Here is a 14,955-nt window from a genome sequence, read left to right as displayed (position 1 = left end):
ATTAATCTGCTCTTAAAGCTTCAATAGGTTTAATTTTAGCAGCTCTGCGAGCAGGTATAAAGCCGGCAATACTTCCAAAAATAATTAAGCAGAAAGTTGCAAATAATATTAATGTCCAACTTACAGATGGATCCACTATAAAATAATCCGATAAATGATCTCCAATTAAATATAAAGTTAAAATGCCTAGTAAAACCCCTAAAATTCCCGAAATAACAGTTATAAATATAGATTCATGCAATATAAGACCAATTATATTAGATGGTTTTGCTCCCAGAGCTTTTCTTACACCAATTTCTTTAGTTCTTTCTTTAACAATATAAACCATAATGTTGCTGATGCCTATAATACCAGCCATAATAGTTCCAAATCCAATAAAAATAACTAAAAAAGAAATGACAGCAAAAAAAGCAAATGTATCACCCATATTTTCTGCATTGTTTCTTACATACAAGCCTGATTTATCTGATGGAGATATTTTTAGCTTAGATCTTAAATCCATTTCAATATTTTTTCCTAATTTAATTGCCTGCTGAGGATTCATTGAAGAGTTGTAGGATAAATCAATCTGATTTATTGTATCAGAATTTTTTTTTGCTAATTGTAAAGTAGTTATAGGTACATAAATTATTCTTTCTTCTCTATCTCCTCCACTGTCAGTAAATACTCCAATAATTTTATAATTTATGCCACCGATTGAGATATATTTCCCTAAGGCATTTTCGTTTTTAAATAAATCTTTTTCTATTAATCTGCCAATGGCGGCAAATTTCTGATCATTATTCATATCATTTTTTGAAATAAAGCGACCTGAAATCATTACTATTTTTTCAATATATTGTTTTTCAGGAAAGATCCCCTGAATGGGATATTTACCTGTTTCCATACCATATCGTACGGTATCAGATGTGGAAATAACAGATGTCTTATATTCAAGTTCTTTATTGTAAACTTTTTTAATAAGATTTAAGTCTTCATTCTTTAAAGTTATATTTCGGTTTTCCTGTAATCCTTTATAGGCCTCAGTAGCTCTTCCTGGAAATATACTGATAAGGTTTGTAGCATCTCTTATAAACTGTGACATAAAACCATTTTGAAGTCCATTGCCTATTCCAAACAAGATTATAAATATAAATAAACCCAAAGTGATAGTAAATCCAGATAGAAAAGCTCTAAGCTTATTTTGTTTAATTGAATAAAATATTTCCTGCCATCGATCTATATCAAACATAGATTATATATTAAATTAAAACATCTTGAGAAATAATTTCGTCGCTTTCTATTATCCCATCTTTTAAATGAACAATTCTTTTACATTGTTGTGCAACTTCAGGCTCATGAGTAACTATAAGAATGGTTTTACCTTCATTATTGATCTGCTGTAAAAATTTCATGACGTCATACGTAGTTTGACTATCTAATGCTCCAGTTGGTTCATCAGCTAAAATTACTTTAGGATGTGTAACTAAAGCTCGAGCAATCGCTACTCTTTGTTTCTGACCTCCAGATAACTCATTTGGCATATGATCTGCACGATCTCCTAACCCCACACTTTCTAAAAATTCTCTAGCTATTTCGTTTCTTTTGGTTCGTTTAATTTTTTGATAATAAAGAGGTAAAGCTACATTTTCCAAAGCATTTTTAAATCCTATAAGATTAAAAGACTGAAATACAAAACCTAAAAATTTATTTCGGTAGTCTGCAGATTTATTTTCACTTAATCCTTTTCCTATAGTGACATTATTTAAAATGTACTCCCCTGAATCTGCATAATCTAAAATTCCTAAAATATTTAATAAAGTTGATTTTCCCGATCCTGAAGAGCCCATAATAGCTACCATTTCTCCTTCCTCTATATTTAAATTTATTCCTTTTAAAACATGTAATTTGTTGTGTCCTATGTCATAATATTTTTGTATATTTTTTAATGAGATCATGGTATATTATATATTACTTAATTTGTATAAGATTATTATTAAATGTTACATATAGATATCTAAATTATAAATATTTAAATAACATTATTAAAAAATATTCCGTAAATTAATATTAGTAAAAATGTATATGTAATAATTGTATAAAAGGTTTAAAAATATATACTTTGCATGAATTTTTATTAAAAAATTATAAGGAAACTACGTGTATAGAGTAAATTATGTAGGCAACATATCAATAATTAAATATGTATTCATATTTAGGATAAAAAAAGTTATGTTTATGACTAGTAGAAATTTTAAATAATTAATTGAAGGAAGATTTCGTAATAAAAGAACTTAATTGATTTGATTAATTTTAACTTAAGATTTAAAAAAAAATTATAAAAATGAAAAAGAAGTTAGATAGAATTCTTTTATAAAAAAGCTAACTTTTTTAATAAAGTTAGCTTTTTATATATTTTAAATTAAGATAATGAAGAAACTTCTACAGAATTATCAATTTTTTTAATAAGCCCTTGTAATGTTTTACCAGGACCTGTTTCAATAAAAACAGAACAATTATCAGCTATCATATTTTGTATAGTTTGTTTCCATTTAACAGGAAGGGTGAGTTGCTTGATGAGATTTTTTTTGATTTGCTCTACTTCTTTTACAGGAGTAGTTGTAACATTTTGATAAATAGGAACACTTGGAGTATTAAACTTGGTATTGTTAATTGCATTAGCAAGTCTATCCTGAGCCATTTGCATTAATGGAGAGTGAAATGCTCCATGTACAGGTAAAATCAATGCTCTTTTTGCTCCTTTTTCTTTTAAGATTTCGCAAGCTTTTTCTACAGCAGGTGTATGACCAGATATAACTAATTGACCCGGACAATTATAGTTTGCCGGTACAACCAGATTTTTATCTGTAGATATTTCTTGGCATACATTTTCGATAATTTCATCCGGAAGTCCTATAATAGCAGCCATAGAAGACGGATTTTCTTCACAAGCTTCCTGCATAGACAAAGCTCTTTCATACACAAGTTTTAATCCACTGTCAAAAGATAACACTCCATTACCGACTAAAGCAGAAAATTCTCCTAAAGAGTGTCCGGCAACCATTTCTATTCTAGCATTTTCATTAATCTTAGCGGCGGCAATGGAATGAATAAAAATTGCAGGTTGAGCTACTTTAGTTTGCTTAAGTTGTTCTTCCGTACCGTTAAACATAATATTAATAATGTCAAACCCTAATACATCATTAGCAGAATTCATCATTTCTTTAATATCAGTTCTACTGTCATACAGTTCTTTTCCCATACCAGGGAATTGAGTTCCTTGTCCAGGAAATACTAACGAATTCATTAAATTTTTCTGTGTTTATATAAATTAATTGTTATTATTTAAGAAGTTGTATGATTCTAGCTCCTTGGTTTGCCCAAGCACCATTATTTTTAATCCTTATAAAAGAATATTTATTGCTTAATTGTTTTGCTTCACTCTTCATATATTTATCATATAAAATTCCATTGTTATCCATTCGGTTTAAAATATCATAGGTTACATCAAAACCTACAATAGCATATTTACCGGGAGTATTACAAAATTTCTTTTTATATGCATTTATTGTTTTTTGTTCATTAAAACCATATTCGTTAACATATTTTGTATCTGAATAAATAAGTCCGAAATCTAATAACTTTCCACTATATTTTTTATTATCAAATAAGGAAGAATAATATAAAGATATAGGTTGCAATTGATCAGTATTCCAGTTTATAATATTATTTAAATAGTTTGTCAATAAATTGTTATCTTCTGAAATTATTATAGAATAAATTTTATTGTATTCTTGAGTAACCAAATTTTGTTGAGGTTTAATATCTTCAGCTTTTTGAGTTAATACAATTTCTATATTTTTCTTTTTATTTAGAAGTAAAGATTTTACATAATGAGCTACCTCAACATGATCATTATCATATAGTATGTATATTTTTTCACCGGAATATTTTTTCATCATTTCCTCTACTAGCTTTTCTGCTAAAATTTGATCTTTGGTGTCATAGAGAATTAAATTAGAATAATTATCTAATTCGTCACTAGAAGTAAAAGGAGAAACTATTGGTATTTTTTTGATTTTATTGGCAACAGATATGATTCCTGATTTAAACAACGGACCAATAATTAGTTGAGTATTAGAAAAATCATAAGTATTAAGGGTTTCCTTAAATTTATTATCTTCTCCACTATCCAATAAATTTACATTAATTTTTCTCCCCTTGTTGGTTAGCGAGTCTAAGGCGATAAAAGCTCCTGAATAAAATTCTTTAGCTATATTTCTTTCTTCATTTTTTTCTGTAGTTTCAGTATGAAAGGGTAAAAACATTACAACATTGATAACATTTTCATTTTTATCATTAACTGTTGATTTAGATATAGCAACATTATCTTCTTTTGCGTTTGATTTAGTTGAGTCAGAATCTTTAGAATTCTGATTTTTTATTTTATTAGTGGTTGCATATAATTTTAATATTTCCCCAATTTTAGGACCTTTTTCGTCCATATTAGGGTTTAATTTTTTTATGGAATCAATACTTATTTTATATTTTTTACTTATCCTATAAAGAGTTTCTTTGGGTTCTACAGTTATATAGATAAATTCTTTAGATGTGTCTATATCTTTTTCAAATGATTTATTTGATGTGTTTGTAGTTACAGCGTTATCTTTCTTTTTTTGATTAGGGCTAGAAGTTTTATCTGGAATTATGAGTGTTTCTCCTATTTGAGGAGCCCGATCTTTAAGTTGAGGATTAGACTTTCTTAATTCATCTATAGAAATTTGGTACTTTTTGCTTAATCCATATAAAGTTTCTTTAGCTTCTACTATATGTTTTTTTTGCTGTGCCATTATAAAAGAGTTAAACAGCAATATTATTGATAGTAAAAAATATTTTTTCATTTTTTTAATAACTTTGATGCAAATGTAAATAATTATTTTTTTTATATAGTTATTATATTCATAACAGATTCAAATTCACTAATTTCGTTATATAAATAATTAAAGAATTTTTTTCCATAGATAGAATAATAATAAGAAAAATTTTCGATTCTTTCTTGCCATGTACTATGAGGAAATATTTCTAAATGAAGATTCTCAAAGTTAGAAATAAGTTCGTGATTTTTTATTCTTTCAGCTTTATAGAAGCGGGTATTGATTTTATTAAGTCCATTTAACTGTTTTTTTTGTTGGGCTAAGATCATGTTTTTCCAGGAAGGATCAGTATGTTCGGATTCTTTTAAAAGATCTGAAAAAATGTTTTGTATTCTTTCTTTATAACTAAGAAAATCAAATTTAAAATCTGATTTTTGTTGTACAACAGAATCTATAATGTCTTTTTTAGGAAGAAATAATCTTTTACCTTTCCAGTTATACATATCCATTTTTCTTTCCTGAGATTCATTAATAAGTAAAAATGAATTTCTGGGGATTAATATAGGAAAATGAATTTTTTGATTATCAAAATATTTTTTTAATTCCAGCCAATAAGATATTTCTGCATTTCCGCCAATGTAAGCAACGTTGGGAAGAATAACTTCTTGATAGACCGGACGCATTAAGGCATTTGGACTGAATTTTTGCGGATTTTCATTCAGTTGATTTAAAATTTCTTTTTGTGAAAAATTATTACAAGTTCCTAAAATATAATATTTTCCGTTAGTTTCATCTATTCGATGTCGTTCTTTATTTTCGTGATAAAAAAAGTTTATTTTTCTGGGATTAACCTGAATTTTATATAAAGGTTTAAGTAGTTTAATAGTATCAGAAATAATTTGATATGATTTTTGCTCTTTAATATCCTTTTCCACCCAAGGAATGAAAAGTTTTTTTAAATTTTTACTATTTCCATCTATAATTAATAAACCATATTCTTTAAATAGTTTATGAACAAAAAAACGGGTAGCGTCAGATAAATTTGACCGAGAAAAATATGATTGTTCTATAATTGATCTTAGCTCTTTTCCTTTTGGAAAATATTTTAAGCTCTCATAATATTCGGATAATACACTTTTAAGTTCTTGGGTAGAAAGTTCACCTACAAAATCTGTGTGTTTGCCCTTCCATTCATACTTTTTATTTTGTACATAAAAGTGATTAATTTCATTAAAATCATGATCTTCAGTAGCCATCCAGTAAATTGGAACAAAATGATAATCCTTTTGATCACGATTCATAACATCGCATAGTTTTATTACATGCAAAATTTTATAGATAAAATATAAAGGTCCGGACATTAAGTTCAATTGATGACCGGTAGTTATGGTCACTGTATAGTCTTGGGATATTTTTAATAAATTTTCTTTTTGTTTATCTGATAAATCTAAATTTTTGTGTTGATTGTATAACTCTTCAGAGAGTTCACTTCTATAAGAAAAGGAAGATAGTTTATCTTTAGCTTGTATTACTAAATTATCAAAAGAAAGAGTTCTTTTGTAATAGGGAGTAAGTGATTCCCCAAGGTTAAGGTAATCTTTAATTGTAGGGGAGATACCAGGTATTTCTGCAATATTAATACGATTTCTCACTCAGCAAATTTACAATAAAAAACTGAAAGTCAGAAATAAGAAATAAACGATTCATAATAAGATAAAAAAATGACTTCTGGAAAGAAGTCATTTTTTTATTTATAAGCAAAGTAACTAGGTTATTTTAAATATTCTAATATATAATTATATGTACCAGCAGGATATACTACAGAAATATTAGGAACACCTGTTACCAATTTGACTTTTCCACTATTGTTAGGGTCCATAGTTAAGGAATAAACACTATTTGTATAGTAATTAGCATCTGTGTTATAAATTGTAATTTTAAATAACCCTTTAATTCCGGATGGTACTGTTAGATCAAATTCAGTTTTAGTTTCCCCTGCTACTTGTGTAAAGGTACTCTTATAACTATAAATAGGTTTTCCATCTATAGAATTACTAGTTATAACCCCGTTTGGTGCGTTAGAAGAGTAATCAGTACCACCTAATTTCATCCATTTTCCATTAGTTATATTCTTAGCATTCGGGTTATCAAAGTAATAAAAACCTCTTCCAACTTCAGTAGGAATACCATCAACAGTTGTTCCAGATTTTTTATTAAATACTAATGCCCCATCAAAGAAAGAAGGATAAACCTTACCTTTTACACTATTGACATCAAATGTAAATACAGTCAAATCTATTCCAGGAAATCCAAATAGTCTACCTAAATTTGGGTTATTTAAACCTTCAGTAAGAGAAGCATCAAAAAAATAATTAGTTTCTGAAATTTTGGTATCAGGGGTATTATAGACTGAAATTTGAGCATTTACGATTTCGGTCATGGATAATGTTAATAATAAAAAAAGTTTAAATATTTTTGATTTCATAATTTATTTGTTAAATAATTATAATTTATTTTTATTTTGTAAAATTATTGTTTAGAAAGTCTTTTGACCTGACATAAGATACCACCTATTTCCGTCAGAATAGGCTTGAATTGCGGAACTTCCATATAAAGAATAGGATAATAAGCCGCCTAAACCGATGTTTTGAGTTACAGAATTGTCCGGATTGATGGTATCTGGGAAATCTGCCTTATCGGTACAATCTAATATTAAATTACCTCCGGCATTATTTCTAAGATAAATGGTTTTATTTGCAAAAACATTAGGAGCAGGCATGTTAATTGTACTATTAAAACTACCATCCTCATAAAATTCAAAATAATTATAATTTACATAATTGCTCCATTTTGTATTTTTAGATACTGCCATTTTAATAATGTTGGGTGTAAAACTACCATTACCAAGATTTACATCGGTTCTTTTCCATTTAGATTGAGGTTGATCATAGTAATAAAATCCTACATTTTTAATATCAATTGTTTTGGAATCTGTAGAATTCGTAATTTGTGTAACATTTACCAAAACGCCGTCCAGATCTTGATTATAACGCGAAGACATAGCATCTAATAAGCTCACACTTACTTTAGGAATTAATAAACCTTCAGCAAAAGTAGGGGTGACAGATGCTTTTATATCTAAATTGGCCATCGGCGAATTTTGATTAATGCCTATTTGTGCTTTTCCCATTATACACATAGTAAGCAATAATGTCATAAGTAAGAAATTTTTTTTCATATTTTTATCTTTTAAATAATAAAAATTAATATTAAATTTTATAAATCCGAAGCAGTCCCTCCCATAAGATACCATCTTGTACCATCGGAATATAATTGATGAGTAGCACTATTGGGAATTTGTTCAAAATGGTTTGTTAAAGTATTAGCTACAAAATTTTTTGGATCTATATTATCATATCCAATTGTTCCATTCGTATTATTTCTTATATAGATAGTAGCACCTGTTGGCCAAACAGAAGGATCCGGCATATAAATTTTAGTAGTATCATCAACTGTTCCTTGAAATTCAAAATAATTATAATTACTGTAAGGTTTTCCTTCGGGTGTATTTGATTTCCAGTTATTCCATGTAATTCCGGGACTTAAAGTAATTTTAACCGGAATAGGTTTAAAATTTCCTTTTCCATAATTGTTAGCATCTATACTAAACCATTTATTTTGAGTAGCATCAAAATAATAAAATCCAGGTTTGGTAATATTACTAGTTATAGAACTATTCCCTGGACTATCAGAAACAAATATTAATACCCCATTTTGATTTGCTCCATATAATTTAGCAATTTCATTATTTTCAAGAAAACTTACAGTAAGACGCGGAATTAAAATTCCACTGGGTATGTTATCTGTATTTTTTGATTTAACTATTTCCAGATTAGCATGGGCTTTGGTTGTATTTCCATCATCACCAATTAAAATCTGAGCATTACTAGCAAAAGAAATTCCGGCTAAAATAAATATTGATAGAATAATTTTTTTCATTAATTCAATTTTTAGAAGTTATAATAAAGGAAAAATTATTTTTTAATGATTGACATAAAAATTTCCAGACATTAAATACCATCTGGTTCCATCTGAATAAAGACGAATTGATGCATTTCCACTTAACCCAAGGTTATTTGAGTTAATAAATTCTGAAGGGACATTAGTAAAACGTACACCTCCGTTTTTACTGTCAGGTATTCTAGAGAAGAAATATATAGTTTTATTTTTAAAAACTAGAGCTGAAGGAAATGTTATATTATAAATTTCAGCTTTAGCATCCACTGGTGCTGAATCTTTATTAAATTCAAAATAGTTATAATCATTTACATAGCTATTTAAATTTAAAGTTGTAGGATTTGTTTTTACTAGATCAAATGAAATTGGAGTCGCGGTAAAGCTCCCACTATCTCCATATCCGTTAGAAGAAGGGGTTGCAGAAGCCCATTTTGAAGATTTTGCATCATAAAAATAAAAACCTCTTCCATTGATATTACTTGTTTTTTTTCCTTGAGTCCCCATAGAATTGTCGGTTACAAAAACTAAAGAACCATTTTGATCATCTTTGTACTTAGAATCTTGAGCATCAAGATCAGCTACTGTTACACGAGGTATTAATATGCCCTCGGCAACAGTAGCTGAGGAGGGCAGGTTCTCGATATGTAAAGTAGCCATAGGAGTGTTAGTATTTACACCTACCTGGGCATTTCCCGAAAATGAAATACTAAACAGCATAATTAAAGCAACTAAACTTCTTTTCATAATTATATATTAAATTAATAAAATTATCTTATAACAGAGTTTAGTAGTGTTAATTATTATATTTTTTACTCGTTATTTAATTTACATCATAAAACACTCATTAACAAAGCTTTGATTTATCTGTCTTATTTTATTTAGTTAAATCATGCTTTAGTTTAGAAATGTTGTATTTCAAAAATTTCAGCATGTGAATTTATAAATTAATTTATTACAAACCAAATAATTTATTCAATAAATATGAAAAAAGGTTAAATGTTATATTAAATGTGTATATTTTTTTTAATATTATTTTTTAATTTTTGTGTTAAAGTAGTTTGGTTATTAATTTATATTATATTATTTTTAAGTATTCTATATTTGTTTTATATTATTATTGTTGTATGTATACTATATGTGTATTAATTGATTTATATAATAAAAAAAATAGTTATGGTTTATAAATAGAATATAATGCGATTTTATTTATTTTTATATAATATAACAAACTTTAATTATTATATGATAAAATAAAAAATATTTTGAATAGGTCTATATTCCTCAGATAAATACTATATACAAATATGAATAATCTTTAAAATTTCAATTTTAGCAAGTCTAAATGAGGTAAAAAAACATTTTAATTTTTTATGCTTTTTTTAATAAAAAATATTTAAAGTAGAACTAATTAAGCTCAATAATGATTAATGAAAATGTATAAGAATTTAGTGAAGCGTAAAATTTATGTTTGATTTAATTTTTTGGAATGAAATTTAAGGTTTTAATTTAAATTCAACTTGTTTTAAAATTTATTTTAAAATAAATAAATTTTAGATTGTCATTGAAAACAGTTTAGTTTCCGGAGCTTTTCTCATCATTCTTAAATCAAAGGCCATACATATATTTCTTATAAAAGATCTTCCTTCTTCTTTAACTAGTATTTGATTATCCTTTAATGTTAATAATCCGTCATCTTCAAATTCTTTAAGTCTATCTATTATTTCAGGAAAATTTTCTTGTAAAATAGAATTTTGCCAATGTGTTTCCAATAGGCACATGATATTTAATATATGCCTTCTTATAAACAAATCTTCTTTAGTAAGGATATGCCCCTTAAATACAGGTAATTCATTATTTTCCAGTTTTTGATAATATTCTTTTAAAGTTTTTACGTTCTGAGCAAAAGCGTACCAACTATCAGAAATAGAGGAAACCCCCAAGCTGATCATCACTTGAGTGGAAGATGAAGTATACCCCATAAAATTTCGATGTATTTTTTTATGAATCATCGATTGATAAAGAGAATCGCTTTTTAGTGAAAAATGATCCATTCCTATTTCTGAATATCCTATATTTTCTAATAATTCTTTACCTTTCTCATAAAGTTTTCTTTTTTCTTCTCCACTAGGTAAGTCTTCTTCTTTAAACCCCCTTTGTCCTACTCCTTTAATCCAGGGAACATGAGCATAAGAATAAAAAGCAATTCTGTCAGGTTGTAGCGTTTCAGTTATTTTAATAGTATTAATGACTTTGTCTAAATTTTGAAAGGGTAAACCAAAAACTAAATCATGGCTAATGCTTTCATAACCAATTTTTCGGGCAGTTTCTGTAACTTGTTTCACATTTTTTAAAGGTTGTATTCTGTGAATAGCTTTTTGCACCTGTAAGTCATAATCTTGTACCCCAAAGCTGACTCTTCGGAAACCTAAATCATATAATACTTGTAAATGTTCATGGGTAGTATTATTTGGATGTCCTTCAAAACTGAATTCTTTTTTAGGATGAATATTTGTTTTAGATAAAATATTTTCAATTAAAAATTTAAGGTTCTTAGGAGAAAAAAAGGAAGGAGTTCCTCCCCCTAAATGCAATTCTCTGATAATAGGCTTTTCCGGAAGTAGATTTATATATAAATTCCACTCTTTTAGTATAGCTTCAATATAAAGAAGCTCCACATTATGTTGTTTGGTTATCCTCTTATAGCAAGCACAAAAAGTACACAAACTTTCACAAAATGGAAGATGTAGATATAGGCTGATCCCTTCTTTTGAATTACTTTCTAAAAAAGATTTTTTTAAGGTATTTATCCATTTTTCTGTAGAAAATCCTTCTAAGTCCCAATATGGAACCGTAGGGTAACTGGTATATCTTGGACCAGGTACATTATATTTTTTAATTAAATAGTTTAACATTTTAAATTAGTCAATATCATCACTTAACGTTAATAATAAGTAAAGAATATAAACCTAAAGAATACTTTATAAATTTAAGAAATAGCTTTTCTGATTTTTACTAATTTTTCCAATAGATCTTCTAATAAATCTAATTGCAACATATTGGCTCCGTCAGATAAAGCCTTGCCTGGATTAGGATGAGTTTCTATAAATATACCGTCGGCACCTACAGCAATACCTGCTTTAGCAATGGTTTCAATCATATCTGGGCGACCACCGGTTACACCAGAAATTTGATTTGGTTGTTGTAAAGAATGAGTTACGTCTAAAAGTACTGGAGCAAATTTTTTCATGGTTGGAATTCCACGATAATCAACAATTAAATCATGATATCCGAAGGAAGAGCCTCTATCAATAATAGCATAATTATTATTACCAGAATCTTTAATTTTTTGTGCTGCAAATTGCATGGATTCAGGAGAAAGGAACTGACCTTTTTTCAATGTGATGTATTTTCCAGTATTAGCTGCTGCTACTAATAAATCAGTTTGGCGAATTAAAAATGCAGGAATTTGTAAAACATCTACGTATTGAGCAGCCCAGGCAGCATGTTGATTTTCATGAATATCGGTAGTTGTAGGAATATGAAAAGAATCACCGACTTTTTTAAGTATTTCTAAGGATTTTTGTTCTCCAATAGTTGTAAAACTATCTACACGAGACCGATTGGCTTTTTTAAAAGATCCCTTAAATATATAGGGAATCCCTAGCTTGTTGGTTATTTCTATTACTTTACCGGCTATATCCATTGCCATTTGCTCTCCTTCAATAATACATGGTCCGGCTATAAGTACGAAATTATTTGTTTCAGTATTTTTTATTTTTGGTATATTATATAAACTATTTTTCATCTTTAATCTTAATAGTATTTAATAGGTATGTATATACTTACAAAGTTACCAAAATATTTTGATTTAAAATAAGATGGTTTTTTAATACATAGTAATAGCTATTCAGATAGCGATGAATAATTTATATAAGTTCTCCATTTTTCCAAAACTTTTTGCATATCTTCAGGTAAATCTACCTCAAAAAACATTTCTTTTTTTGTTGTTGGATGAATAAATCCTAAAGTTTTTGCATGTAGAGCCTGACGAGGAATAATTTGGAAACAATTTTCAACAAATTGTTTATATTTACTAAAAGTAGTCCCTTTCAATACCTGATTTCCACCATATCTGGCATCATTAAATAAAATATGCCCGATATATTTCATATGTGCTCTAATCTGGTGTGTCCTTCCAGTTTCTAAAGTACATTCGATCAAAGTAACATAACGGAATCTTTCTAAAACTTTATAGTGAGTAACAGCATGTTTTCCATGCGTACCATCAGGAAATACGGACATTTGCATTCTGTCTTTTATATCTCTTCCAATATGTCCGGTTATAGTTCCTTCATCTTCTTCAAAATTACCCCATACTAAGGCATGATATACACGTTGTGTAGTTTTATTAAAGAATTGTTTAGCTAAGAAGTTCATAGCAAATTCATTTTTAGCTATGACCAATAATCCAGAAGTATCCTTATCTATTCTATGAACCAAACCCGGACGTTTATCTAAATCATTCTGAAAATATGGAAGTTGGTTAAAATGATAGGCTAAAGCATTAATTAATGTTCCTTCAAAATTGCCAAAACCAGGGTGCACAACCATTCCTGCCTCTTTATTTACAACAAGTAAATCTTCATCTTCATATACAATATTTAAAGGTATATTTTGAGGAATTATATTGGTTTCTCTAGGAGGATGAGCTAAAACAACGGAGATTATATCATTGGGTTTTACTTTGTAATTGGATTTAACAGGAGAATTATTGACCAGAACGTTATCTGCCTTAATAGTTTGTTGTACCTTATTGCGAGTAGAATTTTCAATATAATTTACCAAATACTTATCAATACGCATAGAATTTTGCCCCCTATCAACCACAAACTTATAGTGTTCATACATTTCATCAGTTTCAACCTCTGGTATTAAGTTTATTGTATCTCCCATATTTATTACTCTATAATAACTCGGTTGGGTCTTCTATGTTCTTCTCTAGATGTATTTGTTTTAGGGGGAGGGGGAGAAGTATTGGTTTCGGAATTATGAGTATTAGTTGTATTATTGCGAGTGGAAGGACTATTTTCAAATTCATTAACAGGTCTACTTAAATTTAAAGAATCAGAATCATTAATAAAGCGTCTATTAAATGTTTGGTCTAAATTTCTAATTTTATCTTTTAATTTTTCAAGAGGTTTAGAACTTAAGTATAGATCTATTGCCTGACCTTGGTCATATGTGGAAGAAGGTACAGGAACCTGATAATAAACTCGGGCATTGCCTTTATCTTCAGGATCATCGTAAATTATAGAGCCTACCGAAAATAAATTTTCAGTAATCATCCCTTTTGCAGTTGATTCATCCAAACCAATAAAACTAGGTACAGAAACATTTTTAGCCAACCCCTTTGCTAAAACTATAGTTAAAGGAGAAAACCTGGGTAAAGTTACGCCCGGTTGCACTTCTTTTCCTTTATATAAAATTTTTATAACTGTATTTACAGCTAAATTAGGCTCATAGATAGTATCGGAAACTTTTAAACCAACTAAGTCTAATTGACTAAAAGCTAGATATTTATATTTACCTATTATATTGGGAACTACTACAGGTTTCCAAGTTTTTGCATTTGCTCGGATAAAAATACGTCTTCCTTTCTTAACATTAGAGCCTACTAATGGATATATATCTAATATTTGATATGGTTTATATTTAGGATCATATTTTGAAGTATCAATTTCATATTCCAAATTACTTTCATCGAGTTTGACAATAGCTTGTTCTAAATTAAGATTGCTTAAATTAGGAACTTCCACTTGAACTCCATGATTAGTATATGCATTCAACCAAAGAAAAGTACCTTGTAATAGTAAAAATGAAATGGCGATTACTATAATAACACTAACCCAGAATTGCCAGGAAATTATGAATTTTAATATTTTCATATATGCTTTTTACTAAGCAAATATATAAATAAATAAAAATAATATGGTTTAATAGTTAAAAATATGTTTAATTTTGTGTAGCAATAGAAAATAATGATTCATCACATTATTTGATTATACAATAATTTTAAATAAATCTA

The 14,955-nt window shown here is 28.0% G+C and carries 13 protein-coding genes; all 13 read right to left on the bottom strand.

The window, feature by feature from the left end; all coding sequences use genetic code 11:
- Nucleotide 1: 1 nt before the first annotated feature.
- Nucleotides 2-1,231 (bottom strand): ABC transporter permease, encoded by a 1,230-nt coding sequence (locus C4S76_RS06510; RefSeq protein WP_105193667.1) that lies wholly within the window; start codon nt 1,229-1,231, stop codon nt 2-4.
- Between the two features lie 10 nt (nt 1,232-1,241).
- On the bottom strand, nt 1,242-1,937 hold the full coding sequence (locus C4S76_RS06505; protein WP_105193666.1) for an ABC transporter ATP-binding protein: 696 nt from the start codon (nt 1,935-1,937) through the stop codon (nt 1,242-1,244).
- Nucleotides 1,938-2,401: 464 nt separating this feature from the next.
- Complete coding sequence (fabD, locus tag C4S76_RS06500) at nt 2,402-3,286, bottom strand: ACP S-malonyltransferase (protein ID WP_105193665.1); 885 nt, start codon at nt 3,284-3,286, stop codon at nt 2,402-2,404.
- Nucleotides 3,287-3,320: 34 nt separating this feature from the next.
- A complete protein-coding gene (locus C4S76_RS06495; protein ID WP_181042785.1) occupies nt 3,321-4,829 on the bottom strand; it encodes a PBP1 and LysM peptidoglycan-binding domain-containing protein in 1,509 nt (502 codons plus the stop codon).
- A 92-nt stretch (nt 4,830-4,921) separates the two neighbouring features.
- Entirely contained in the window at nt 4,922-6,505 is a 1,584-nt protein-coding gene (gene bshC / locus C4S76_RS06490; protein WP_105193663.1) for a bacillithiol biosynthesis cysteine-adding enzyme BshC, read from the bottom strand.
- A 119-nt stretch (nt 6,506-6,624) separates the two neighbouring features.
- Nucleotides 6,625-7,338, bottom strand: a complete 714-nt coding sequence (locus C4S76_RS06485; protein ID WP_146105709.1) for a hypothetical protein — start codon at nt 7,336-7,338, stop codon at nt 6,625-6,627.
- A gap of 51 nt (nt 7,339-7,389) precedes the next feature.
- Nucleotides 7,390-8,091, bottom strand: coding sequence for a hypothetical protein (locus C4S76_RS06480; RefSeq protein WP_105193661.1), 702 nt, complete (start codon nt 8,089-8,091; stop codon nt 7,390-7,392).
- 38 nt (nt 8,092-8,129) lie between these two features.
- The gene (locus tag C4S76_RS06475; protein WP_105193660.1) at nt 8,130-8,852 is read right to left on the bottom strand and encodes a hypothetical protein; all 723 of its coding nucleotides are present in this window, start codon (nt 8,850-8,852) and stop codon (nt 8,130-8,132) included.
- Nucleotides 8,853-8,894: 42 nt separating this feature from the next.
- Nucleotides 8,895-9,614, bottom strand: a complete 720-nt coding sequence (locus C4S76_RS06470; protein ID WP_105193659.1) for a hypothetical protein — start codon at nt 9,612-9,614, stop codon at nt 8,895-8,897.
- A gap of 806 nt (nt 9,615-10,420) precedes the next feature.
- Nucleotides 10,421-11,782: an oxygen-independent coproporphyrinogen III oxidase gene (hemN, locus tag C4S76_RS06465; RefSeq protein ID WP_105193658.1), complete on the bottom strand. Its 1,362-nt coding sequence runs from the start codon at nt 11,780-11,782 to the stop codon at nt 10,421-10,423.
- Between the two features lie 74 nt (nt 11,783-11,856).
- Complete coding sequence (gene kdsA / locus C4S76_RS06460; protein WP_105193657.1) at nt 11,857-12,675, bottom strand: 3-deoxy-8-phosphooctulonate synthase; 819 nt, start codon at nt 12,673-12,675, stop codon at nt 11,857-11,859.
- A 98-nt stretch (nt 12,676-12,773) separates the two neighbouring features.
- On the bottom strand, nt 12,774-13,823 hold the full coding sequence (locus C4S76_RS06455; RefSeq protein WP_105193656.1) for an RluA family pseudouridine synthase: 1,050 nt from the start codon (nt 13,821-13,823) through the stop codon (nt 12,774-12,776).
- Between the two features lie 5 nt (nt 13,824-13,828).
- Entirely contained in the window at nt 13,829-14,815 is a 987-nt protein-coding gene (locus C4S76_RS06450) for a PASTA domain-containing protein (protein WP_105193655.1), read from the bottom strand.
- Nucleotides 14,816-14,955: the final 140 nt, after the last annotated feature.

The organism is Apibacter adventoris (assembly GCF_002964965.1).
GTDB lineage: Bacteria > Bacteroidota > Bacteroidia > Flavobacteriales > Weeksellaceae > Apibacter > Apibacter adventoris.
The sequence above is the reverse complement of the archived record's forward strand: the minus strand, read 5'-3'. Positions and strand labels throughout refer to the sequence as shown.

Coding starts and splice junctions, on each gene's coding strand:
- C4S76_RS06510 (WP_105193667.1), bottom strand. CDS start 1,231: ATGTTTGATATAGATCGATGGCAGGAAATATTTTATTCAATTAAACAA.
- C4S76_RS06505 (WP_105193666.1), bottom strand. CDS start 1,937: ATGATCTCATTAAAAAATATACAAAAATATTATGACATAGGACACAAC.
- fabD (WP_105193665.1), bottom strand. CDS start 3,286: ATGAATTCGTTAGTATTTCCTGGACAAGGAACTCAATTCCCTGGTATG.
- C4S76_RS06495 (WP_181042785.1), bottom strand. CDS start 4,829: ATGGCACAGCAAAAAAAACATATAGTAGAAGCTAAAGAAACTTTATAT.
- C4S76_RS06485 (WP_146105709.1), bottom strand. CDS start 7,338: ATGAAATCAAAAATATTTAAACTTTTTTTATTATTAACATTATCCATG.
- C4S76_RS06480 (WP_105193661.1), bottom strand. CDS start 8,091: ATGAAAAAAAATTTCTTACTTATGACATTATTGCTTACTATGTGTATA.
- C4S76_RS06475 (WP_105193660.1), bottom strand. CDS start 8,852: ATGAAAAAAATTATTCTATCAATATTTATTTTAGCCGGAATTTCTTTT.
- C4S76_RS06470 (WP_105193659.1), bottom strand. CDS start 9,614: ATGAAAAGAAGTTTAGTTGCTTTAATTATGCTGTTTAGTATTTCATTT.
- hemN (WP_105193658.1), bottom strand. CDS start 11,782: ATGTTAAACTATTTAATTAAAAAATATAATGTACCTGGTCCAAGATAT.
- kdsA (WP_105193657.1), bottom strand. CDS start 12,675: ATGAAAAATAGTTTATATAATATACCAAAAATAAAAAATACTGAAACA.
- C4S76_RS06455 (WP_105193656.1), bottom strand. CDS start 13,823: ATGGGAGATACAATAAACTTAATACCAGAGGTTGAAACTGATGAAATG.
- C4S76_RS06450 (WP_105193655.1), bottom strand. CDS start 14,815: ATGAAAATATTAAAATTCATAATTTCCTGGCAATTCTGGGTTAGTGTT.